General features: G+C 62.3%; 31 protein-coding genes. All 31 read left to right on the plus strand.

Annotated features, from left to right (window positions below; genetic code table 11):
* Window positions 1–164: 164 nt before the first annotated feature.
* Window positions 165–473: a 30S ribosomal protein S10 gene (rpsJ, locus tag ACVWZ8_RS12795; RefSeq protein WP_024366135.1), complete on the plus strand. Its 309-nt coding sequence runs from the start codon at window positions 165–167 to the stop codon at window positions 471–473.
* Between the two features lie 17 nt (window positions 474–490).
* A complete protein-coding gene (gene rplC / locus ACVWZ8_RS12800; RefSeq protein ID WP_003803812.1) occupies window positions 491–1,141 on the plus strand; it encodes a 50S ribosomal protein L3 in 651 nt (216 codons plus the stop codon).
* Window positions 1,142–1,145: 4 nt separating this feature from the next.
* Window positions 1,146–1,769 (plus strand): 50S ribosomal protein L4, encoded by a 624-nt coding sequence (rplD, locus tag ACVWZ8_RS12805; RefSeq protein ID WP_354240725.1) that lies wholly within the window; start codon window positions 1,146–1,148, stop codon window positions 1,767–1,769.
* Entirely contained in the window at window positions 1,766–2,071 is a 306-nt protein-coding gene (gene rplW, locus ACVWZ8_RS12810; protein ID WP_024366132.1) for a 50S ribosomal protein L23, read from the plus strand. Before rplD ends, rplW begins: the two co-directional genes overlap by 4 nt.
* Before the next feature lie 29 nt (window positions 2,072–2,100).
* Entirely contained in the window at window positions 2,101–2,940 is an 840-nt protein-coding gene (rplB, locus tag ACVWZ8_RS12815; RefSeq protein WP_211876677.1) for a 50S ribosomal protein L2, read from the plus strand.
* 12 nt (window positions 2,941–2,952) lie between these two features.
* Entirely contained in the window at window positions 2,953–3,234 is a 282-nt protein-coding gene (rpsS, locus tag ACVWZ8_RS12820; protein ID WP_120951155.1) for a 30S ribosomal protein S19, read from the plus strand.
* A gap of 38 nt (window positions 3,235–3,272) precedes the next feature.
* Window positions 3,273–3,638 (plus strand): 50S ribosomal protein L22, encoded by a 366-nt coding sequence (rplV, locus tag ACVWZ8_RS12825; RefSeq protein WP_069949298.1) that lies wholly within the window; start codon window positions 3,273–3,275, stop codon window positions 3,636–3,638.
* Window positions 3,639–4,484: a 30S ribosomal protein S3 gene (gene rpsC, locus ACVWZ8_RS12830; RefSeq protein ID WP_426978976.1), complete on the plus strand. Its 846-nt coding sequence runs from the start codon at window positions 3,639–3,641 to the stop codon at window positions 4,482–4,484.
* A complete protein-coding gene (rplP, locus tag ACVWZ8_RS12835) occupies window positions 4,485–4,901 on the plus strand; it encodes a 50S ribosomal protein L16 (protein WP_123257072.1) in 417 nt (138 codons plus the stop codon).
* A gap of 2 nt (window positions 4,902–4,903) precedes the next feature.
* Entirely contained in the window at window positions 4,904–5,239 is a 336-nt protein-coding gene (gene rpmC, locus ACVWZ8_RS12840) for a 50S ribosomal protein L29 (protein WP_024366128.1), read from the plus strand.
* Complete coding sequence (gene rpsQ, locus ACVWZ8_RS12845; RefSeq protein ID WP_426978974.1) at window positions 5,236–5,544, plus strand: 30S ribosomal protein S17; 309 nt, start codon at window positions 5,236–5,238, stop codon at window positions 5,542–5,544. The genes rpmC and rpsQ overlap by 4 nt, the downstream gene beginning before the upstream one ends.
* A 543-nt stretch (window positions 5,545–6,087) precedes the next feature.
* Window positions 6,088–6,456: a 50S ribosomal protein L14 gene (gene rplN / locus ACVWZ8_RS12850; protein WP_123257074.1), complete on the plus strand. Its 369-nt coding sequence runs from the start codon at window positions 6,088–6,090 to the stop codon at window positions 6,454–6,456.
* Between the two features lie 3 nt (window positions 6,457–6,459).
* Window positions 6,460–6,819, plus strand: coding sequence for a 50S ribosomal protein L24 (gene rplX, locus ACVWZ8_RS12855; protein ID WP_056425237.1), 360 nt, complete (start codon window positions 6,460–6,462; stop codon window positions 6,817–6,819).
* On the plus strand, window positions 6,819–7,400 hold the full coding sequence (rplE, locus tag ACVWZ8_RS12860; protein WP_018773672.1) for a 50S ribosomal protein L5: 582 nt from the start codon (window positions 6,819–6,821) through the stop codon (window positions 7,398–7,400). Before rplX ends, rplE begins: the two co-directional genes overlap by 1 nt.
* A gap of 96 nt (window positions 7,401–7,496) precedes the next feature.
* A complete protein-coding gene (gene rpsH / locus ACVWZ8_RS12865) occupies window positions 7,497–7,895 on the plus strand; it encodes a 30S ribosomal protein S8 (protein WP_056425243.1) in 399 nt (132 codons plus the stop codon).
* 18 nt (window positions 7,896–7,913) lie between these two features.
* Window positions 7,914–8,450, plus strand: coding sequence for a 50S ribosomal protein L6 (rplF, locus tag ACVWZ8_RS12870; RefSeq protein WP_120951143.1), 537 nt, complete (start codon window positions 7,914–7,916; stop codon window positions 8,448–8,450).
* 2 nt (window positions 8,451–8,452) lie between these two features.
* Window positions 8,453–8,836: a 50S ribosomal protein L18 gene (gene rplR, locus ACVWZ8_RS12875; protein WP_136321881.1), complete on the plus strand. Its 384-nt coding sequence runs from the start codon at window positions 8,453–8,455 to the stop codon at window positions 8,834–8,836.
* A gap of 26 nt (window positions 8,837–8,862) precedes the next feature.
* Window positions 8,863–9,546 (plus strand): 30S ribosomal protein S5, encoded by a 684-nt coding sequence (rpsE, locus tag ACVWZ8_RS12880; protein ID WP_426978972.1) that lies wholly within the window; start codon window positions 8,863–8,865, stop codon window positions 9,544–9,546.
* Window positions 9,547–9,549: 3 nt separating this feature from the next.
* Window positions 9,550–9,756: a 50S ribosomal protein L30 gene (gene rpmD, locus ACVWZ8_RS12885; RefSeq protein ID WP_160664304.1), complete on the plus strand. Its 207-nt coding sequence runs from the start codon at window positions 9,550–9,552 to the stop codon at window positions 9,754–9,756.
* Complete coding sequence (gene rplO / locus ACVWZ8_RS12890; protein WP_011692793.1) at window positions 9,757–10,251, plus strand: 50S ribosomal protein L15; 495 nt, start codon at window positions 9,757–9,759, stop codon at window positions 10,249–10,251.
* A 185-nt stretch (window positions 10,252–10,436) separates the two neighbouring features.
* On the plus strand, window positions 10,437–11,747 hold the full coding sequence (secY, locus tag ACVWZ8_RS12895; RefSeq protein ID WP_426978970.1) for a preprotein translocase subunit SecY: 1,311 nt from the start codon (window positions 10,437–10,439) through the stop codon (window positions 11,745–11,747).
* Window positions 11,748–11,752: 5 nt separating this feature from the next.
* Window positions 11,753–12,322, plus strand: a complete 570-nt coding sequence (locus ACVWZ8_RS12900; RefSeq protein ID WP_456505947.1) for an adenylate kinase — start codon at window positions 11,753–11,755, stop codon at window positions 12,320–12,322.
* Between the two features lie 114 nt (window positions 12,323–12,436).
* Window positions 12,437–13,264: a type I methionyl aminopeptidase gene (gene map / locus ACVWZ8_RS12905; protein ID WP_456504828.1), complete on the plus strand. Its 828-nt coding sequence runs from the start codon at window positions 12,437–12,439 to the stop codon at window positions 13,262–13,264.
* Window positions 13,265–13,379: 115 nt separating this feature from the next.
* On the plus strand, window positions 13,380–14,405 hold the full coding sequence (locus tag ACVWZ8_RS12910) for a P1 family peptidase (RefSeq protein WP_456504829.1): 1,026 nt from the start codon (window positions 13,380–13,382) through the stop codon (window positions 14,403–14,405).
* A gap of 169 nt (window positions 14,406–14,574) precedes the next feature.
* Window positions 14,575–14,796 (plus strand): translation initiation factor IF-1, encoded by a 222-nt coding sequence (infA, locus tag ACVWZ8_RS12915; protein WP_011775571.1) that lies wholly within the window; start codon window positions 14,575–14,577, stop codon window positions 14,794–14,796.
* A gap of 70 nt (window positions 14,797–14,866) precedes the next feature.
* The gene (rpmJ, locus tag ACVWZ8_RS12920; RefSeq protein ID WP_009358722.1) at window positions 14,867–14,980 is read left to right on the plus strand and encodes a 50S ribosomal protein L36; all 114 of its coding nucleotides are present in this window, start codon (window positions 14,867–14,869) and stop codon (window positions 14,978–14,980) included.
* Between the two features lie 174 nt (window positions 14,981–15,154).
* Window positions 15,155–15,529, plus strand: coding sequence for a 30S ribosomal protein S13 (gene rpsM / locus ACVWZ8_RS12925; RefSeq protein WP_426978967.1), 375 nt, complete (start codon window positions 15,155–15,157; stop codon window positions 15,527–15,529).
* Between the two features lie 101 nt (window positions 15,530–15,630).
* On the plus strand, window positions 15,631–16,032 hold the full coding sequence (rpsK, locus tag ACVWZ8_RS12930; protein WP_018773682.1) for a 30S ribosomal protein S11: 402 nt from the start codon (window positions 15,631–15,633) through the stop codon (window positions 16,030–16,032).
* A 133-nt stretch (window positions 16,033–16,165) separates the two neighbouring features.
* On the plus strand, window positions 16,166–17,176 hold the full coding sequence (locus tag ACVWZ8_RS12935; protein ID WP_024366109.1) for a DNA-directed RNA polymerase subunit alpha: 1,011 nt from the start codon (window positions 16,166–16,168) through the stop codon (window positions 17,174–17,176).
* 77 nt (window positions 17,177–17,253) lie between these two features.
* On the plus strand, window positions 17,254–17,928 hold the full coding sequence (gene rplQ, locus ACVWZ8_RS12940) for a 50S ribosomal protein L17, sunset domain variant (protein WP_456504830.1): 675 nt from the start codon (window positions 17,254–17,256) through the stop codon (window positions 17,926–17,928).
* A gap of 33 nt (window positions 17,929–17,961) precedes the next feature.
* A complete protein-coding gene (truA, locus tag ACVWZ8_RS12945) occupies window positions 17,962–18,852 on the plus strand; it encodes a tRNA pseudouridine(38-40) synthase TruA (RefSeq protein ID WP_456504831.1) in 891 nt (296 codons plus the stop codon).
* Window positions 18,853–18,867 lie beyond the last annotated feature (15 nt).

Genomic DNA, 18,867 nt, shown 5'->3' on the forward strand with positions numbered 1-18,867 from the left:
GGGGTCGGTTACGCCGGCAGGTTGAGGAACCCGGATTCTTCCGGATTCAGCTTGTGCGGCGGGTGGTAGTTACGACTTCAATTGCTTCGGCAGCCACATGCAACACGCAAGTAAACAGAGCAGCCCGAACTGGAGCAGCACTAACTGAAAGAGAGTCAGGCGACATGGCGGGACAAAAAATCCGCATCCGGCTGAAGTCATACGACCACGAGGTCATTGACTCTTCAGCACGGAAGATCGTTGAGACGGTCACGCGCGCAGGCGCCACGGTAGTCGGCCCTGTGCCGCTGCCGACGGAGAAGAACATCTACTGCGTTATCCGCTCTCCGCACAAGTACAAGGACAGCCGTGAGCACTTCGAAATGCGTACTCACAAGCGTCTGATCGACATCATCGACCCCACGCCCAAGGCTGTTGATTCGCTGATGCGTCTCGACCTGCCGGCCGACGTGAACATCGAAATCAAGCTGTAGGGAGGTGCTGAGAGACTATGACCGCAACCCGTAACGTAAAGGGCCTGCTGGGCACGAAGCTCGGCATGACCCAGGTCTGGGACGAGAACAACAAGCTCATCCCCGTCACTGTGGTCCAGGCTGACTCGAACGTCATCACGCAGCTGCGCAATGCAGAGACTGATGGCTATGTCGCCGTTCAGATCGGCTACGGCCAGATCGATCCCCGCAAGGTCACCAAGCCGCTGGCTGGTCACTTTGAAAAGGCAGGCGTCACGCCTCGCCGCCACGTCGTAGAACTGCGCACTGCAGATGCTGACTCTTACGAGCTGGGCCAGGAGCTCTCCGTTGAGCTCTTCGAAGCCGGCCAGAAGATCGACGTCGTTGGCACCACCAAGGGTAAGGGCTTCGCCGGTGTTATGAAGCGTCACGGCTTCCACGGCGTTGGAGCTTCCCACGGTGCCCACAAGAACCACCGTAAGCCCGGTTCTATCGGTGGCGCATCCACCCCGAGCCGCGTCTTCAAGGGCATGAAAATGGCCGGCCGCATGGGCGCCGTTCGTCACACCACGCTGAACCTCACGGTCCACGCGGTTGACGTCGAGAAGTCGCTGCTCCTGATCAAGGGCGCCGTTCCCGGCGCCCGCGGCCAGGTCGTACTCGTACGCACCGCCGTGAAGGGAGCCTAGTTCAATGACTAGCACTGTCAAGGTTGACCTGCCTGCAGAGATCTTCGACGTACAGACCAACGTGCCGCTGCTGCACCAGGTCGTCGTTGCCCAGCTCGCTGCTGCTCGCCAGGGTACCCACAAGACCAAGACCCGCGCCGAGGTTTCCGGTGCAGGTCGCAAGCCGTTCAAGCAGAAGGGCACCGGCCGCGCCCGTCAGGGTTCTATCCGTGCTCCTCACATGACCGGTGGTGGCGTTGTCCACGGCCCCACGCCGCGTGACTACAGCCAGCGCACCCCCAAGAAGATGATTGCTGCTGCACTGCGCGGCGCTCTCTCTGACCGCGCACGCAACGGCCGCATCCACGTTATTGCTGAACTGGTGGCCGGCACCAAGCCGTCCTCCAGCGCCGCACTGGCAACTCTGCGAGGTGTCTCCGAGCGTAAGAACCTGCTCGTCGTCATCGAGCGCGCCAACGATGTTGCTGCACTCTCCGTGCGCAACCTCACGGATGTTCACGTTCTGTACGCAGACCAGCTGAACACCTACGACGTACTCGTTTCCGATGACGTCGTCTTCACCAAGGCTGCCTACGAAGCATTCGTTGCTGACCGGGCAGTGGCAAAGAACGAGGAGGATGCCAAGTGAGTGCAGCCACCATCAAAGACCCGCGCGACGTCGTGCTTGCACCTGTCGTCTCGGAAAAGAGCTACGGCCTGATCGATGAGGGCAAGTACACCTTCCTGGTGGACCCCCGCTCGAACAAGACCGAGATCAAGCTGGCTGTGGAGAAGATTTTCTCCGTCAAGGTCGACTCGATCAACACCATCAACCGTGCCGGTAAGCGCAAGCGCACCAAATTCGGATGGGGTACCCGCAAGAACACCAAGCGTGCAATTGTGAGCCTCAAAGAAGGCACTATCGACATCTTCGGCGGTCCGCTCTCGTAGCGGAGACCACTTTAACGAGGAAATAAATTATGGGAATCCGTAAATATAAGCCGACTACCCCGGGCCGTCGCGGCTCGAGCGTAGCGGACTTCACTGAAATCACGCGGTCGACGCCGGAAAAGTCGTTGGTTCGTCCCCTCCCGAAAAAGGGTGGACGTAACAACACCGGCAAGATCACGACCCGTCACAAGGGTGGTGGCCACAAGCGCCAGTACCGTCTGATCGACTTCCGTCGCCACGACAAAGACGGCGTCAACGCCCGCGTTGCCGAAATCGAGTACGATCCGAACCGCACGGCTCGCATCGCCCTCCTGCACTACATTGATGGCACCAAGCGTTACATCATTGCCCCGAACAAGCTGGCCCAGGGTGACACGGTAGAGGCAGGTGCCGACGCTGACATCAAGCCCGGCAACAACCTTCCGCTGCGCAACATCCCGGTCGGTACCGTAATCCACGCAGTCGAACTGCGTCCGGGTGGCGGCGCCAAGATGGGCCGCTCCGCCGGCGCATCGATCCAGCTCGTGGCAAAGGAAGGCCGTTTCGCCCAGCTGCGTCTGCCTTCCGGCGAAATCCGCAACGTTGACGTGCGCTGCCGCGCAACCGTCGGCGAGGTCGGCAACGCCGAGCAGTCGAACATCAACTGGGGTAAGGCCGGCCGCATGCGCTGGAAGGGCGTCCGCCCGACCGTCCGTGGTGTCGCGATGAACCCGGTCGACCACCCCCACGGTGGTGGCGAGGGTAAGACGTCCGGTGGACGTCACCCCGTCAACCCGAACGGTAAGCGCGAAGGCCGCACCCGCCGTCCCAACAAAGAGAGCGACAAGCTTATTGTTCGTCGCCGTCGTACTGGCAAGAACAAGCGATAGGAGCCTGGACACATGCCACGCAGCCTGAAAAAAGGTCCTTTCGTTGACCAGCACCTCTTTGTGAAGGTAGCAAGGGAAAACGAAAAGGGCACCAAGAACGTCATCAAGACCTGGTCCCGCCGCTCGATGATCGTCCCCGACATGCTCGGCCACACGATCGCCGTGCACGACGGACGCAAGCACATCCCGGTGTTTGTCACCGAGTCGATGGTCGGGCACAAGCTCGGCGAATTCGCTCAAACGCGGACATTCCGCGGCCATGTCAAGGACGACCGTAAGGGCAAGCGCCGCTAGGCGCCTGCACTTACGTCATAGACGAGAGAAGGAAAGCAATGGAAGCCAAGGCAATTGCGCGTCATATCCGCGTAACGCCTATGAAGGCCCGGCGCGTCGTCAACCTTGTTCGTGGTAAGCAAGCGAATGAGGCTCTGGCAATTCTGAAGTTTGCCCCCCAGGCAGCTTCGGAGCCGGTATTCAAGGTAGTACAGTCAGCAATCTCCAACGCCCGGGTCCTCGCGGACCGCGACGGTGTGGCGTTTGACGAAGGTGACCTCATCATCAGCGAAATGTATGTTGATGAAGGCCCGACCATGAAGCGGTTCCAGCCGCGAGCCCAGGGTCGTGCATTTCAGATCAAGAAGCGCACGAGCCACATCACCGTGGTAGTTGCTACCCCGGAGAAAGAGGAGGCTCGCTAAGTGGGACAGAAAGTTAACCCGCACGGGTTCCGACTCGGCATCACCACCGATCACGTATCGCACTGGTTTGCTGACAGCACCAAGCCCGGCCAGCGGTACAAGGACTTCGTCCGCGAAGACATCCGTATCCGCCAGCTCATGTCCACGGGCATGGAGCGCGCCGGTATCGCCAAGGTTGAAATCGAGCGCACCCGCGACCGTGTCCGGGTGGATATCCACACGGCACGTCCGGGCATCGTCATCGGCCGCCGCGGTGCAGAAGCAGACCGCATCCGCGGCGAGCTCGAAAAGCTCACCGGCAAGCAGGTTCAGCTGAACATCCTCGAGGTCAAGAACCCCGAGATGGAAGCTCAGCTTGTTGCCCAGGGCGTTGCTGAGCAGCTGACTTCCCGCGTGGCTTTCCGCCGTGCGATGAAGAAGGCCATGCAGTCCGCACAGCGTGCCGGTGCCAAGGGCATCCGGATCGCTTGCTCGGGTCGACTGGGCGGCGCAGAAATGTCCCGCTCGGAGTTCTACCGCGAAGGCCGTGTGCCCCTGCACACCCTCCGCGCGAACATCGACTACGGCTTCTACGAGGCCAAGACCACCTTCGGCCGCATCGGCGTGAAGGTCTGGATCTACAAGGGTGACGTCACCGCCAAGGAACTGGCTCAGCAGGCAGCTGCTGCTCCGTCCCGGGGCCGTGGTGCCAGCGACCGCCCGGGCCGCCCGGGTGGCGCTGACCGTGGTGACCGCCGTCGTCGTAACGACCGCCCGGCCGAAGCAGCACCTGTTGCTGCCGAAGCTCCGGCTGTCGAAGCCGGTGCCGCAGGCACGGCGCAGTCAGTAGAAGGAGGACAGGCTTAAATGCTTATCCCACGTCGAGTCAAGCACCGTAAGCAGCACCACCCGGGTCGTTCCGGCGCTGCTACGGGCGGCACCAAGGTCTCCTTCGGTGAGTGGGGCATCCAGGCTCTGAGCCCGGCATACGTCACGAACCGTCAGATCGAATCTGCCCGTATTGCGATGACCCGCCACATCAAGCGTGGCGGCAAGGTCTGGATCAACATCTACCCGGACCGTCCGCTGACGAAGAAGCCTGCTGAAACCCGCATGGGTTCCGGTAAGGGTTCTCCGGAATGGTGGGTATCCAACGTCAAGCCGGGCCGGGTTCTCTTTGAGATCTCCGGTGTCGAGGAATCGGTAGCTCGCGAGGCCCTGCGCCTGGCAATCCACAAGCTCCCGTTGAAGGCACGCATTCTGCGTCGCGAAGGTGGTGAATAGAAATGTCAGTAGGATCCAAGGAACTTGCATCCGCACAGCTGGACGGTTTCGACAACGAGCGACTCGTTGAAGAACTCCGCAAGGCCAAGGAAGAGCTGTTCAACCTGCGTTTCCAGTCCGCCACCGGTCAGCTGGAGAACCACGGTCGGCTGCGCGCGGTAAAGAAGGACATCGCCCGCATCTACACCGTTCTCCGTGAGCGCGAGCTGGGCATTCGTGCCGAGGTTGCCGCACCGGTTGTGGAAGCCAAGGAAGAAAAGAAGTCCAAGAAGTCCGCAGCCAAGGCTGAGAAGGCTGAAAAGCCGGCCGAGGCTGAGACCGAGGAGGACGCCAAGTGAGTGAAAAGGACGAGAACGTGACGGAAACTGTTTCCGGCGCAGCTACGGCTGCCGAGCGCGGTGACCGTAAGACGAAGCGCGGCTATGTGGTCTCGGACAAGATGGAAAAGACCATCGTTGTCCAGGTCGAGGACCGTGTGAAGCACGCCCTCTACGGCAAGGTCCTTCGCCGCAACACGAAGATCAAGGCTCACGACGAAGAGAACAGCGCCGGCATCGGCGACCTCGTTCTCCTCGCCGAGACCCGCCCGCTTTCCGCTACCAAGCGGTGGCGCCTGGTGGAGATCCTCGAGAAGGCCAAGTAACACCTGCAGCCCCGCTGTCGGCGGATGCTGTCCAGATACCCCCGTTCCCTTCTGGGAGCGGGGGTTTCTGCGTCTTCCAGGGATGTGCCGGCGGGCTGGCCGCAAGCCCACGCCCGAGCGGGCACTTCGGGCCCCAAAAAAGCGACTTTCCGGGCGCCAAGTGTCCGTTCGCGCCATCGGCGTACGCGGGGGACGGGTGACGGGGGAGCGGGGTGACGCACGACGGCGGCCGGCCGGCCGGCACCGCAGTCGCCCCGGGCTGTGATATGGGACTGCGCCCAAACCATGCTAGGATATTGAGTTTGTATGGCGCCCTTCGTGCGCCGTCATATACCTCGTAAACAATCGTGCCACGGCATAGTGCCCCCTTGCGTCCCGACCTGTCGGGACTGGCCTGGGAAGCAAATGTTTTTGGCACGGGCGTTTAGGCCTGGTCTGGCAAAATCCAGGCAGGTCAAGAGACACCCCGATCAACCGTTCCGCAAGGCTCATTCCGTAGGAAGATTTTCGGTCTGAGAACCAGCGCGACGCAAGGAGTAAATAGTGATTCAGCAGGAGTCGCGACTCAAGATCGCCGACAACACGGGTGCTAAGGAAATTCTTACCATTCGCGTTCTCGGTGGATCTGGCCGTCGCTACGCAGGCATTGGCGACGTTATCGTCGCTACCGTCAAGGACGCAATTCCGGGCGGCAACGTAAAGAAGGGCGATGTCGTCAAGGCTGTCATCGTCCGTACCAAGAAGGAACGCCGCCGTGCGGATGGTTCCTATATCAAGTTTGACGAGAACGCAGCTGTGATCCTGAAGGCTGACGGTGACCCCCGCGGTACCCGTATCTTCGGACCGGTTGGTCGTGAACTTCGTGACAAGAAGTTCATGAAGATCGTTTCTCTGGCTCCGGAGGTGCTCTAGTCCATGGCTAAAATCAAAAAGGGTGACCTGGTACAGGTCATCACTGGCGCCAAGGCTGAGCGCGGCGGCGACAAGGGCAAGCAGGGCAAGGTTCTGCGTGTATTCCCGGAGACCAACCGCGTGTTGGTTGAAGGCATTAACCGCGTAACCAAGCACACCAAGGTCGGTCAGTCGCAGCGCGGCACCAAGACCGGTGGCATCGAGGTCGTCGAGGCTACGATCCACATCTCCAACGTGGCTCTGGTTGACCCGTCCACCAAGAAGCCCACCCGCGTCGGTTTCCGCACCGAGACCGTTGAGCGCGATGGCGTGAAGCGTGAAGTGCGTGTCCGCGTGGCCAAGAGCTCCGGGAAGGACATCTAATGACTGAGACTCTCGAGACTCCGGCAAGCAAGATCGTTCCTCGTCTGAAGACCAAGTACGCGGATTCAATCAAGAACACGCTGACTGAGGAATTCAAGTACCAGAACGTCAACCAGGTTCCCCGCCTGGTGAAGGTCGTTGTGAACATGGGTGTTGGAGATGCCGCCAAGGACTCCAAGCTGATCGACGGCGCTGTCCGTGATCTGACCCTGATCACCGGCCAGAAGCCGCAGGTAACCAAGGCCCGCAAGTCGATCGCACAGTTCAAGCTGCGCGAAGGCATGCCGATCGGTGCACACGCAACTCTGCGTGGGGACCGCATGTGGGAATTCCTGGACCGTCTGGTCACGCTGGCTCTGCCGCGTATCCGTGACTTCCGTGGCCTCAGCGGCAAGCAGTTCGACGGCAACGGCAACTACACCTTCGGTCTGACCGAGCAGGTTATGTTCCACGAGATCGACCAGGATTCCATCGACCGCGTACGCGGCATGGACATCACTGTCGTGACCACTGCCAAGACCGACGACGAAGGCCGCGCGCTGCTCAAGGCGCTTGGCTTCCCGTTCAAGACCGAAGATTAATCTAGCTACGTAAAAGGTCCGTCCGCGCTGAGCCCGAATTATTTTCGGGACAAGCAGCACGGCGGAAACCGTTATGAGGAAGGGCAAGAGCCCACCATGACAATGACAGATCCCGTCGCAGACATGCTTACGCGTCTGCGCAACGCAAACTCGGCATACCACGATTCCGTGTCTATGCCGTACAGCAAGCTCAAGGCACGCGTTGCCGACATCCTGAAGGCTGAAGGTTACATCGCCTCCTGGAAAGAAGAAGACGCTGAAGTCGGCAAGAAGCTGACTCTCGAGCTCAAGTTCGGTCCGAACCGCGAGCGTTCAATCGCTGGTGTTCGTCGTATTTCCAAGCCGGGACTGCGCGTTTACGCAAAGTCCACCAACCTGCCGCACGTGCTCGGTGGCCTGGGTGTCGCAATCCTGTCCACCTCTTCCGGCCTCTTGACTGACAAGCAGGCCGGCAAGAAGGGCGTGGGCGGCGAAGTCCTCGCTTACGTCTGGTAACGGGAAAGGAAGAGAATAATGTCACGTATTGGACGTCTCCCCATCACCGTTCCTGCCGGCGTTGAGGTCAAGGTTGACGGCTCTGTCGTCAGCGTCAAGGGTTCCAAAGGCGAGCTGAGCCACACTGTGCCCAGCCCGATCGAGGTATCCCTGGAAGAAGGCACCCTGACTGTCGCCCGCCCGAACGACGAGCGCGCCTCACGTTCGTTGCACGGCCTGACCCGCACCCTGATCGCGAACATGATCCAGGGTGTCACCGCAGGCTACGAGAAGAAGCTTGAAATCGTCGGTACCGGTTACCGCGTTCAGGCTAAGGGTTCTGACCTGGAGTTCGCTCTGGGCTACAGCCACCCGGTCAACGTCTCGGCACCGAACGGCATCACCTTTGCAGTTGAGACCCCGACCAAGCTCTCTGTTTCAGGTATCTCCAAGCAGCAGGTCGGCGAGGTTGCTGCCAACATTCGCAAGCTGCGGAAGCCGGACCCCTACAAGGGCAAGGGCATCCGCTACGCAGGCGAAGTCATCCGCCGCAAGGTCGGAAAGGCTGGTAAGTAACCATGGCGATCGCAATTAACAAGAAGCGTACGAACAAGAGCAAGTCTGCCCAGCGCAGCCGCCGCCAGCTTCGTATCCGCAAGCGCATCTCCGGAACGGCTGTACGTCCTCGTCTGGTCGTCAACCGTTCCGCACGCCACATCTTCGTCCAGGTTGTCGATGACACCAAGGGCCTGACTGTAGCGAGCGCCTCCACCTTGGAAGCCGACCTTCGTGCCTTCGACGGTGACAAGACCGCCAAGGCCAAGCGCGTTGGCGAACTGGTTGCCGGGCGTGCCAAGGCTGCTGGTATCGAAGCAGTTGTCTTCGACCGCGGTGGTAACAAGTACCACGGCCGGATCGCCGCCGTCGCTGACGGCGCACGTGAAGGTGGGCTGTCACTGTGACCGAAAATAACGAAAAGGACATTCAGGTGACTGAAGCTGTAGCTGCTCCGGCAACTGAGACCGCTGCGCCTGCTACCACTGACGACCGCCGTGGTGGCGCTGCTCGTCGTGGCGAGCGTGGCGACCGCGGCCAGGGCCGTGGCGACCGTGGTGGCCGTGGTGGCCGCGATGGTGGCCGCGAAGCCGAAAAGAGCCAGTTCGTAGAGCGCGTCGTAACCATCAACCGTGTTTCCAAGGTCGTCAAGGGTGGTCGTCGCTTCAGCTTCACCGCCCTCGTCGTCGTCGGTGACGGCAACGGTATGGTCGGCGTCGGCTACGGCAAGGCCAAGGAAGTTCCTGCCGCCATCGCGAAGGGCGTCGAAGAGGCCAAGAAGTCCTTCTTCCGCGTTCCCCGCATCGGCAGCACCATCCCGCACCGTGTTCAGGGTGAAGCCGCCGCAGGCGTCGTCATGCTGCGTCCGGCTTCCGCCGGTACCGGTGTTATTGCCGGCGGTCCGGTCCGTGCAGTCCTGGAGTGCGTGGGCATCCACGACATCCTCTCCAAGTCGCTCGGTTCCTCCAACGCCATCAACATCGTTCACGCGACCGTTGACGCGCTGAAGCGCCTCGAAGAGCCGGCAGCAGTGGCAGCACGCCGCGGCCTCCCGCTCGACGAGATCGCTCCGCCGGCAATGGTGAAAGCGCTTTTGAACCAGAAGGCAGGTGTCTGAGTTATGGCTAAGAACGTGCTTGTCTCCGACGCACAGTTGGAGATCACTCAGATCAAGTCCGCCATTGGCGGCAAGCAGAACCAGCGCGACACCCTGCGGTCCCTCGGCCTGAAGCGGATCGGGCACACCGTTGTCCGCACCGCCGACGCCGTGACCGTCGGAATGCTCAACACGGTTCCGCACCTGGTAAAGGTAGAGGAGGCGAAGTAAATGGCAGAGAAGAACACCGCCGAAAAGGCACAGGGCGCCGCTGCTGAGAAGCAGAACGCGCTGAAGGTTCACCACCTGCGTCCCGCCCCGGGTGCCAAGACCGCCAAGACCCGTGTTGGTCGTGGTGAAGGTTCCAAGGGTAAGACCGCCGGTCGCGGTACCAAGGGTACGAAGGCCCGTTACCAGATCAAGGCTGGCTTTGCCGGCGGCCAGCTGCCGCTGCACATGCGCCTGCCGAAGCTGCGCGGCTTCAAGAACCCGTTCCGGGTTGAGTACCAGGTCGTAAACCTGGACAAGCTCAACGAGCTGTTCCCGGAAGGTGGCGCAGTCACCGTGGAGAACCTGGTCGAAAAGGGTGCCGTTCGTAAGAACCAGCCCGTCAAGGTGCTGGGCACCGGCGACATCACCGTCAAGGTTGACGTCACCGTCCACGCATTCTCGGCCAGCGCCGCAGAAAAGATTGCCGCAGCAGGCGGAAGCACCACCGCCCTCTAACGAGGCGGCGGGGCAACAGCCCGTTGTTGAAACTCCCGGTACCCGGGGCTCAGGCCCCGGTGCCGGGAGTTTTTTTGATTTTCGGGCCCTGCCGATTGCCCGCAGGGCGCATCCACCCGTTAGACTCGGTTGTTGGCTTCATTTGACCTGTCTCACACGACTTTACTTATTCATCAGGAGGACGCTTGCTTAGCGCATTTGGCCGGGCCTTTCGCACGCCTGATCTGCGACGCAAGTTGTTGTTCACGCTGGGAATCATCACAATCTTCCGCTTGGGTGCCTTCATCCCCTCGCCTGGTGTGAACTACCAGAATGTCCAGCAATGCTTGCAGAACGGTCAGACCACAGGCGGTATCTACCAGCTCGTCAACCTGTTCAGCGGCGGTGCGTTGCTGCAGGTCTCGATCTTCGCCCTCGGGATCATGCCGTACATCACGGCGAGCATCATCGTGCAGCTGCTCCGGGTGGTCATTCCCCGGTTCCAGATCCTCTATGAGGAAGGCGCCTCCGGTCAGTCGAAGCTGACGCAGTACACGCGCTACCTCACGATCGCCCTTGGCCTGCTGAACGCGACGACACTGGTGTCCCTGGCCCGTTCCGGCCAGTTGCTGCCGAACTGCCAGTTGCCGATCATCCCGGACACGAGCATCGTCACCACGATCCTGATCATCATCACGCTGACGGCCGGCACCGGCCTGATCATGTGGATGGGCGAACTCGTCACCGAAAAGGGCGTGGGCAACGGCATGTCGCTGCTCATCTTCACGTCCATTGCCGCAGGGTTCCCGGGATCGCTCGGCGCGATCTGGACCTCGCAGGGCCCGGGCACCTTCTTTATGGTCCTTGTTATCGGCCTGATTACCGTGGCCCTCGTGGTCTTCGTGGAGCAGTCCCAGCGCCGCATCCCGGTGCAGTACGCCAAGCGGATGATCGGCCGCCGCACCGTGGGCGGCACCAGCACGTACATCCCGATCAAGGTGAACATGGCCGGCGTCGTGCCCGTCATCTTCGCTTCCTCCATGCTGTACCTGCCGGGCCTGATCTCCCAGTTCAACCAGCCGAAGCCCGGCGAGCCGATCGCGCCCTGGGTTGAGTGGATCAACAACAACCTGACCCGCGGCGACCACCCGATCTACATGGCGCTCTACTTCGCCATGATTGTGTTCTTCACTTACTTCTATGTTGCGATCACTTTCAACCCTGAAGAAGTTTCTGACAACATGAAGAAGTACGGCGGCTTCATTCCGGGTATCCGTGCCGGTAAGCCGACCGCGGACTACCTGCAGTATGTGCTTTCCAGGATCACCCTGCCCGGTGCCATGTACCTGGGCTTTGTGGCACTGATCCCGCTGGTCGCACTGGTGCTGATCAATGCCAACCAGAACTTCCCGTTCGGTGGCACCTCGATCCTGATCATGGTCGGCGTAGGTTTGGAGACCGTCAAGCAGATTGACGCGCAGCTACAGCAGCGTCACTACGAAGGGCTTTTGCGATGACGAGAATGTTGATTATCGGACCTCCCGGATCCGGCAAGGGAACGCAGGCGGAACGCATTTCGGAGCGCCTCGGCGTCGTTGCGATCTCCACCGGCGACATCTTCCGTGCCAACGTCAAGGGTGAGACGCCGTTGGGCCTCGAAGCCAAGAAGTACATGGACGCGGGCGACTTCGTTCCGGACAGCGTGACGAACAAGATGGTCCGCGACCGCCTCTGCGAGGACGACGTCGAAAACGGCTTCCTGCTGGACGGCTACCCCCGCACCACCGCGCAGGTGGACTACCTCGACAACATCCTTGCCGACGGCGACGAGAAGCTCGACGTCGTCCTGCAGCTCACGGCCGATGACGAGGAACTCGTCGCCCGCCTCCTGGGCCGTGCCAAGGAAACCGGCCGCAGCGATGACAACGAGGCCGTCATCCGCCACCGCCTTGACCTGTACCACGGCCAGACGGAAGCGGTGGTCGCCAAGTACGCCGACCGCGGCATCCTGACCCGTGTGGACGGCATCGGCGGCATGGACGAGGTCACCGACCGCGTCATGCAGGCCATCAAAGAGGCGCAGTCGGCCTGAGCCAGGCATTCGACCTTTGAGGCCCCTCCCGGACCACCGGGAGGGGCCTCAGCCATTTGGCCGCGCGCAGCCCCAGCCGGTAAGCAGCGCGGCTCCACTGAAAGGAAGCAGCAGATGGCCTTCGGCCAGCCCCGCATCGAATACAAGACCAACGCCCAGATGCGCACCATGCACGAGTCCGGGCTGGTGCTCAGCCGCGCCCTCGATGCTGCGGTGGCGGCAGCCGTGCCCGGAAAGACCACCCGGGACCTCGACGCCGTGTTCGCTGCCGTCCTCCAGGATGCCGGGGCCACGTCCAACTTCCTCGGCTACCACGGCTTTCCGGCCACCATCTGCACTTCGGTCAACGAGGAAGTGGTGCACGGCATACCGGGGGACCGGGTGCTGCACGACGGCGACATCATCTCGATTGACGGCGGGGCGATCCTGGACGGCTGGCACTCCGACTCGGCCCGGACCGTGATCGTCGGGACCGCCGATCCGGAAGACCAGCGGCTCTCCGACGTTACGGAAGCGGCGATGTGGCACGGCATTGCCGCTCTCGCCACCGGCAAGTTTGTCGGGGACATCGGCTGTGCCGTGGATGACTACGTCTCCTCCGTCCCGGGGAAGCCGCTGGGGATCCTGGAGGACTATGTGGGCCACGGGATCGGCTCGGAGATGCACATGGCCCCGGACGTGCCGAACTACCGGACCGGCCACCGCGGACCGAAGATCCGGCCCGGCTTGTGCCTCGCGATCGAACCCATGCTGGTGCGCGGAAGCATCGACACGGCCGTCCTGGATGATGACTGGACCGTGGTCACCACCGACGGCACACGGTCCTGCCAGTGGGAGCACTCCGTGGCGGTCCACGAGAAGGGCATCTGGGTACTCTCGGCTCCGGACGGGGGAGCCGCGCAGCTGGCACCCCTCGGCGTCGTGCCGGTCCCGCTTCCCTGACGGCGCGCCATCCGCCTAAGTAGCCCGCATTTGTTGTCGTTATGAGCGCCCATAACGACAACAACTGCGGGTCAGTTGGGGGCTCCGACGGTCAGATGGGGGAGCACAATGGAGCATGACTGCGATTACCGATGTGCCGGGAGTACGGGTGGGGCATGCCACGAAAACCGGGGGCGGCTGGCAGAGCGGAGTGACCGTGGTGCTGCCCCCGCCCGGGACAGTCGGTTCCGTGGATGTGCGCGGCGGCGGCCCGGGAACACATGAGACCGACGCGCTGGACCCCACCACGTTGACGTCCCTGGTCGATGCCGTGGTGCTCACCGGCGGCAGTGCTTACGGACTGGTGGCGGCCCATGGCGCCCAGCGCTGGTGCGAGGAGGACGGCCGTGGCTTCCCCGTGAAGGGCGGCGTGGTCCCGATCGTGCCGGCGGCCGCGATCTTCGATCTCGGCCGCGGAGGGGACTTCACTGCCCGGCCGGATGCCGCCATGGGCTACGCCGCCACCGCAGATGCCGCCTCTCGCGAGAACGGGCACGACGTCGAACGCGGCAACGTCGGTGCCGGCACCGGAGCGGCAATCGGCCGGGGGACGTACAAGGGAGGAGTGGGCACCGCCTCCATCACCCTCGAGAACGGGGTTGTAGTGGGGGCGATCGCTGTGGTGAACGCGCTGGGACTCCCGTATGGCACATCGCCGCAACGGGTGGAACCCGGCAGCGTGCGTCTAAGCGAGGAACGAGCGAGCACGCCGAGGGTTTCGGCCGCTGCGGCGGAAGCCGCCACCGGTGCGCAGAGGGTTTCGAAGCAGCCGCCCCTCAATACAACCCTCGTCGTCGTCGCCACCAGCGCCGTCCTGGACAAGGCCGAGTGCAAGCGGACGGCGTCGGCCGCGCATGCCGGGCTGGCCCGGGCCCTGGACCCGAGCCACACCCTGGCGGACGGGGACACGGTCTTCTGCCTCGCCACCGGCGCGATCGCGCTCGACCGCAGCAGCGAAGCCGCCCGGCAGGTGAGTCTCATCACCCTGCAGAGTGCGGCAGCCGACGTCGTACGCCTGGCCATCCTCGACGGGATCGCCAGCGCCGAGCCTGTGAGCACTCCGGACGGCGATTTTCGTGCATACGGCGACGTTGTGCGCTAACATTGCTGGATTTAACATCCGTCCCGAAATGGCGTAGTGTTGTCTGTTGGTTGTCTGCCCTGTTGTGCCCTTTTGTGGGCCGGGAGGCATCAGCCAATCAATCAAAAACGTCCGCGGTCATTTTCGGTGCAAACCGGAGGGCTGTGGCAAACAACAGTTAGCGGAGGGTATGGCCAAGAAGGACGGGGTCATTGAGATCGAGGGCGTTGTGACTGAGGCGCTGCCTAACGCGATGTTTCGCGTTGAGCTCACCAACAAGCACGTCGTTCTGGCACACATCTCTGGAAAGATGCGCCAGCACTACATCAGGATTCTCCCTGAGGACCGGGTAGTGGTGGAGCTGAGCCCGTACGACCTGACACGTGGTCGTATCGTCTACCGCTACAAGTAAACACTGGGCGGCCAGAGCATTCAGCCGAAGGCCGGTCCAGTTGACCAACTGCAACACGCAAAGGAATGCCATGAAGGTCAAGCCGAGCGTCAAGCAGATCTGCGAAAAGTGCAAAGTGATCCGCCGTAATGGCCGGGTCATGGTGATCTGCGAGAACCCGCGCCACAAGCAGCGCCAGGGCTAATTTCCCTTTCGGGAAAACCCTGGGTTGCTAACCCACGCAAGTAAATAAAGGCAGCACAAGCTGATCTGGGACATATGGGCCCGTACAGCTAACCCCCGGTCGGAGGCTGGGGCCGCACGGAATGTGCGGGTGTACTGCCTACGACCTCCGGTTTATTCAAGGAGCACTGCCACTATGGCTCGTCTCGCTGGCGTAGACATTCCCCGCGAAAAGCGGTTGGAAATTGCGCTTACTTACATCTACGGCGTGGGCAAGACCCGTGCACACGAAACCCTGGCTGCCACCGGCATCAGCGCCGACGTTCGGGTCAAGGACCTGTCCGACACCGAGCTGGTCCAGCTGCGTGACTACATTGAAGGCAACTACAAGGTTGAGGGTGACCTTCGCCGCGAGGTAGCCGCCGACATCCGCCGCAAGGTTGAGATCGGCAGCTACGAAGGCCTGCGCCACCGCAAGGGCCTGCCCGTACGCGGACAGCGTACGAAGACCAACGCACGTACCCGCAAGGGCCCGAAGCGTACCGTCGCCGGCAAGAAGAAGACCCGTTAATCCCCATTTGCCCCCTAAAATCGCTGGCGCGATTTCAAGGAACCCGGCAAATGTGGGCCCAAGCGTAGGCTTTCACCCGATAACTTTCTGTAGGAGAAAAAATGCCCCCGAAGACTCGTGGCGCGGTTCGCAAGCCGCGTAAGAAGGACAAGAAGAATATCGCGCTGGGCCAGGCGCACATCAAGAGCACCTTTAACAACACCATCGTGTCCATCACGGATCCGAACGGTGCTGTCATCTCCTGGGCTTCGTCCGGCGAGGTTGGCTTCAAGGGCTCGCGTAAGTCCACCCCGTTTGCTGCCCAGATGGCCGCCGAAGCCGCCGCAAAGCGTGCACAGGAGCACGGTATGCGCAAGGTCGACGTATTCGTCAAGGGACCGGGTTCCGGACGCGAAACCGCCATCCGTTCACTGCAGGCCGCTGGCCTCGAGGTTGGATCCATCCAGGATGTAACCCCCAGCGCCCACAACGGCTGCCGTCCGCCCAAGCGCCGCCGCGTCTAAGGCTTTCCAGCGCTCAGGAGCTTGCCCGGACCCTCACCGGTCCGGGCAGGCCCAGCCGCGTTAAGTCGTCAGACCGATCTTTCCACCACCTGTGTTGCGTCATATAGCGGATGCTCGCCGAAAGGAAACCTAAGTGCTCATTGCACAGCGCCCCACCCTCTCCGAAGAGGTCGTCTCCGATAACCGCTCCCGTTTCATCATTGAACCGCTGGAGCCGGGCTTTGGTTACACCCTCGGAAACTCCCTCCGCCGTACCCTGCTCTCCTCCATCCCCGGTGCCTCTGTCACGAGCATCCGGATCGATGGCGTGCTGCACGAGTTCACCACGGTTCCGGGTGTCAAGGAAGATGTCACTGAGATCATCCTGAACATCAAGAACCTGTCGGTCTCCTCCGAGCACGATGAGCCGGTTGTTGCGTACCTGCGCAAGCAGGGCCCGGGAGTCGTCACCGCCGCGGACATCGCTCCGCCGGCCGGCGTCGAATTCCACAACCCGGATCTGCACATTGCCACGCTGAACTCGAAGGGCAAGTTCGAGCTCGAACTGACCATCGAGCGCGGCCGCGGCTACGTTTCGGCAGCCCAGAACAAGTCCGGCGATTCCGAGATCGGCCGCATTCCGGTCGACTCGATCTACTCGCCGGTCCTGAAGGTCACCTTCCGCGTGGAAGCCACCCGTGTTGAGCAGCGCACTGACTTCGACAAGCTCATTGTCGACGTCGAGACCAAGCAGGCCATCGCCCCGCGCGATGCCGTTGCTTCGGCAGGGACCACCCTGGTGGAACTGTTCGGTCTGGCCCGCGAGCTGAACACCGCAGCTGAAGGTATCGAGATTGGCCCGTCGCCGACGGATGCTGCCCTGGCAGCGGACATGGCCCTGCCGATCGAGGATCTGGACCTCACCGTCCGTTCCTACAACTGCCTCAAGCGTGAGGGCATCCACACCGTGGGTGAACTCGTGGCTCGCTCCGAGGCTGACCTCATGGACATCCGTAACTTCGGTGCGAAGTCCATTGATGAGGTCAAGGCAAAGCTGGTTGAACTGGGCCTGTCCCTCAAGGACTCACCTCCCGGTTTTGACCTCGCAGCACGCGCCGCAGCAATTGAAGAGGACGACGCCGCGTTCAGCGACGACGAACTCTAACAAACAGATCTTGGCCGGCTGGCTGGACGCACCACGGTGTGCGCAGCCCACTGGCTTCCATATGAGGAGAAACTATTATGCCTACCCCCGCTAAGGGTCCGCGCCTCGGAGGCGGAGCGGCTCACGAGCGTCTTATGCTCGCGAACCTGTCCGCCGCACTGTTCGAGCACAAGCGGATCACCACCACGGTGACCAAGGCCAAGCGACTGAAGCCGTACGCCGAGCGCCTGGTGACTTTCGCCAAGCGTGGCGACCTGGCTTCCCGCCGCCGTGTACTCGGCCTGATCAGCAACAAGGGCATCGTCCACGAGCTGTTCACCGACATTGCACAGGCAGTGGAGAACCGCGACGGCGGCTACACCCGCATCACCAAGATCGGCAACCGCAAGGGCGACAACGCTCCCATGGCTGTCATCGAACTGGTTCTTGAGCCGGTTTCCGCTAAGCAGGCTGTGGTAGCCGAGGCCACGAAGGCTGCCGCAAAGGCTGCCCCGGTTGCCGAGGAAGCTCCCGCCGAAGCTGAGGCCGCGGAATCCAAGTACGCCGGTTCCAAGCCGGCTACTGCTGACAACGCTGCTCCTGAGGGCTTCGAGGTCAAGGGCAACGAGGACTCCATGAAGTTCCACGTTCCCGGCTCGCGCTGGTACGACTCGACGATCGCCGAAGTCTGGTTCGACTCTGCTGAGTCTGCACAGGCTGCCGGCTTCGCACCTGCCGGCGGCGACGCTGCGCAGGAAGTTGAAGCTGAATAGGTCTGGCTGTTTCGTCGCAGTAGACTTGTGTTTATGAGTGACCGAAAACCCGCTGCCCCCGTTAGAGGGGGCGGCGGGTTTTTGCGTATCCGGCTTGATCTTGCGTACGACGGCGGCCCGTTCAGCGGCTGGGCCGTCCAGCCCGGACGGCGCACCGTCCAGGGCACGCTGGAAGAGGCCTTGGCGATGCTGATCCGCCGCCCGATCCGGGTCACGGTCGCGGGGCGGACGGACGCCGGTGTCCACGCACGCGGCCAGGTGGTCCATCTGGGGCTCAGCGAAACCGAGTGGATGGGGCTGAACCGTGGCGTTGAGCTGGATCCCGCTGTTGCGCTGCTGCGCCGCCTGCGCGGCTCCCTCAGCCGGGTGCTGGGGGAGCTTACCGGGGCGATCGAGGTCCACGACGTGAGTATGGCTCCGGAAGGCTTCGACGCCCGGTTCTCCGCACTCTGGCGCCGCTACAGCTACCGGATCGCGGACGGACCGGCCCTGTGGGATCCGCTGGGCCGCACCTCGACCCTGTGGCACAAGGAGCGGCTCGACGTCGAGCCGATGAATGAGGGAGCCTCCGAGCTGCTCGGGCTGCAGGATTTCCGATCCTATTGCAAGCCCCGGGAGGGCGCCACCACCATCCGGGAGTTGCAGCGCTTTGAGTTTGCCCGCGGTTCCGACGGGGTCATCGTTGCCACCGTCCAGGCCGACGCGTTCTGCCACAACATGGTGCGCTCCCTGGTGGGCTCGGCGTTGTTCGTGGGCGAGGGTGTGGAAGCCCCGGGTTGGCTGCTGCAGAGGCTGCTGGCGCGCCAGCGGGACGCCAAGTCCGTGCTGGCCGCCCCGCACCCGCTGGTGCTGGAGGAAGTGGCCTACCCCTCCGACGCCGGGCTGCTGGCACGGGCCGAGCTGACCCGGGCATTGCGTCAGTAGAGTCCTGTAGGTTTC

The sequence above is a fragment of the Arthrobacter sp. UYCu723 genome (assembly GCF_054059215.1).

Coding starts and splice junctions, on each gene's coding strand:
- rplF (WP_120951143.1), top strand. CDS start 7,914: ATGTCACGTATTGGACGTCTCCCCATCACCGTTCCTGCCGGCGTTGAG.
- rpsK (WP_018773682.1), top strand. CDS start 15,631: ATGCCCCCGAAGACTCGTGGCGCGGTTCGCAAGCCGCGTAAGAAGGAC.
- rplP (WP_123257072.1), top strand. CDS start 4,485: ATGCTTATCCCACGTCGAGTCAAGCACCGTAAGCAGCACCACCCGGGT.
- rpsJ (WP_024366135.1), top strand. CDS start 165: ATGGCGGGACAAAAAATCCGCATCCGGCTGAAGTCATACGACCACGAG.
- ACVWZ8_RS12900 (WP_456505947.1), top strand. CDS start 11,753: ATGTTGATTATCGGACCTCCCGGATCCGGCAAGGGAACGCAGGCGGAA.
- rplX (WP_056425237.1), top strand. CDS start 6,460: ATGGCTAAAATCAAAAAGGGTGACCTGGTACAGGTCATCACTGGCGCC.
- rplE (WP_018773672.1), top strand. CDS start 6,819: ATGACTGAGACTCTCGAGACTCCGGCAAGCAAGATCGTTCCTCGTCTG.
- rplD (WP_354240725.1), top strand. CDS start 1,146: ATGACTAGCACTGTCAAGGTTGACCTGCCTGCAGAGATCTTCGACGTA.
- truA (WP_456504831.1), top strand. CDS start 17,962: ATGAGTGACCGAAAACCCGCTGCCCCCGTTAGAGGGGGCGGCGGGTTT.
- rpmD (WP_160664304.1), top strand. CDS start 9,550: ATGGCTAAGAACGTGCTTGTCTCCGACGCACAGTTGGAGATCACTCAG.
- rpsS (WP_120951155.1), top strand. CDS start 2,953: ATGCCACGCAGCCTGAAAAAAGGTCCTTTCGTTGACCAGCACCTCTTT.
- rplR (WP_136321881.1), top strand. CDS start 8,453: ATGGCGATCGCAATTAACAAGAAGCGTACGAACAAGAGCAAGTCTGCC.
- rplB (WP_211876677.1), top strand. CDS start 2,101: ATGGGAATCCGTAAATATAAGCCGACTACCCCGGGCCGTCGCGGCTCG.
- map (WP_456504828.1), top strand. CDS start 12,437: ATGGCCTTCGGCCAGCCCCGCATCGAATACAAGACCAACGCCCAGATG.
- rplO (WP_011692793.1), top strand. CDS start 9,757: ATGGCAGAGAAGAACACCGCCGAAAAGGCACAGGGCGCCGCTGCTGAG.
- rplC (WP_003803812.1), top strand. CDS start 491: ATGACCGCAACCCGTAACGTAAAGGGCCTGCTGGGCACGAAGCTCGGC.
- rplQ (WP_456504830.1), top strand. CDS start 17,254: ATGCCTACCCCCGCTAAGGGTCCGCGCCTCGGAGGCGGAGCGGCTCAC.
- infA (WP_011775571.1), top strand. CDS start 14,575: ATGGCCAAGAAGGACGGGGTCATTGAGATCGAGGGCGTTGTGACTGAG.
- rpmJ (WP_009358722.1), top strand. CDS start 14,867: ATGAAGGTCAAGCCGAGCGTCAAGCAGATCTGCGAAAAGTGCAAAGTG.
- rpsH (WP_056425243.1), top strand. CDS start 7,497: ATGACAATGACAGATCCCGTCGCAGACATGCTTACGCGTCTGCGCAAC.
- rplV (WP_069949298.1), top strand. CDS start 3,273: ATGGAAGCCAAGGCAATTGCGCGTCATATCCGCGTAACGCCTATGAAG.
- ACVWZ8_RS12910 (WP_456504829.1), top strand. CDS start 13,380: ATGACTGCGATTACCGATGTGCCGGGAGTACGGGTGGGGCATGCCACG.
- rpmC (WP_024366128.1), top strand. CDS start 4,904: ATGTCAGTAGGATCCAAGGAACTTGCATCCGCACAGCTGGACGGTTTC.
- rpsM (WP_426978967.1), top strand. CDS start 15,155: ATGGCTCGTCTCGCTGGCGTAGACATTCCCCGCGAAAAGCGGTTGGAA.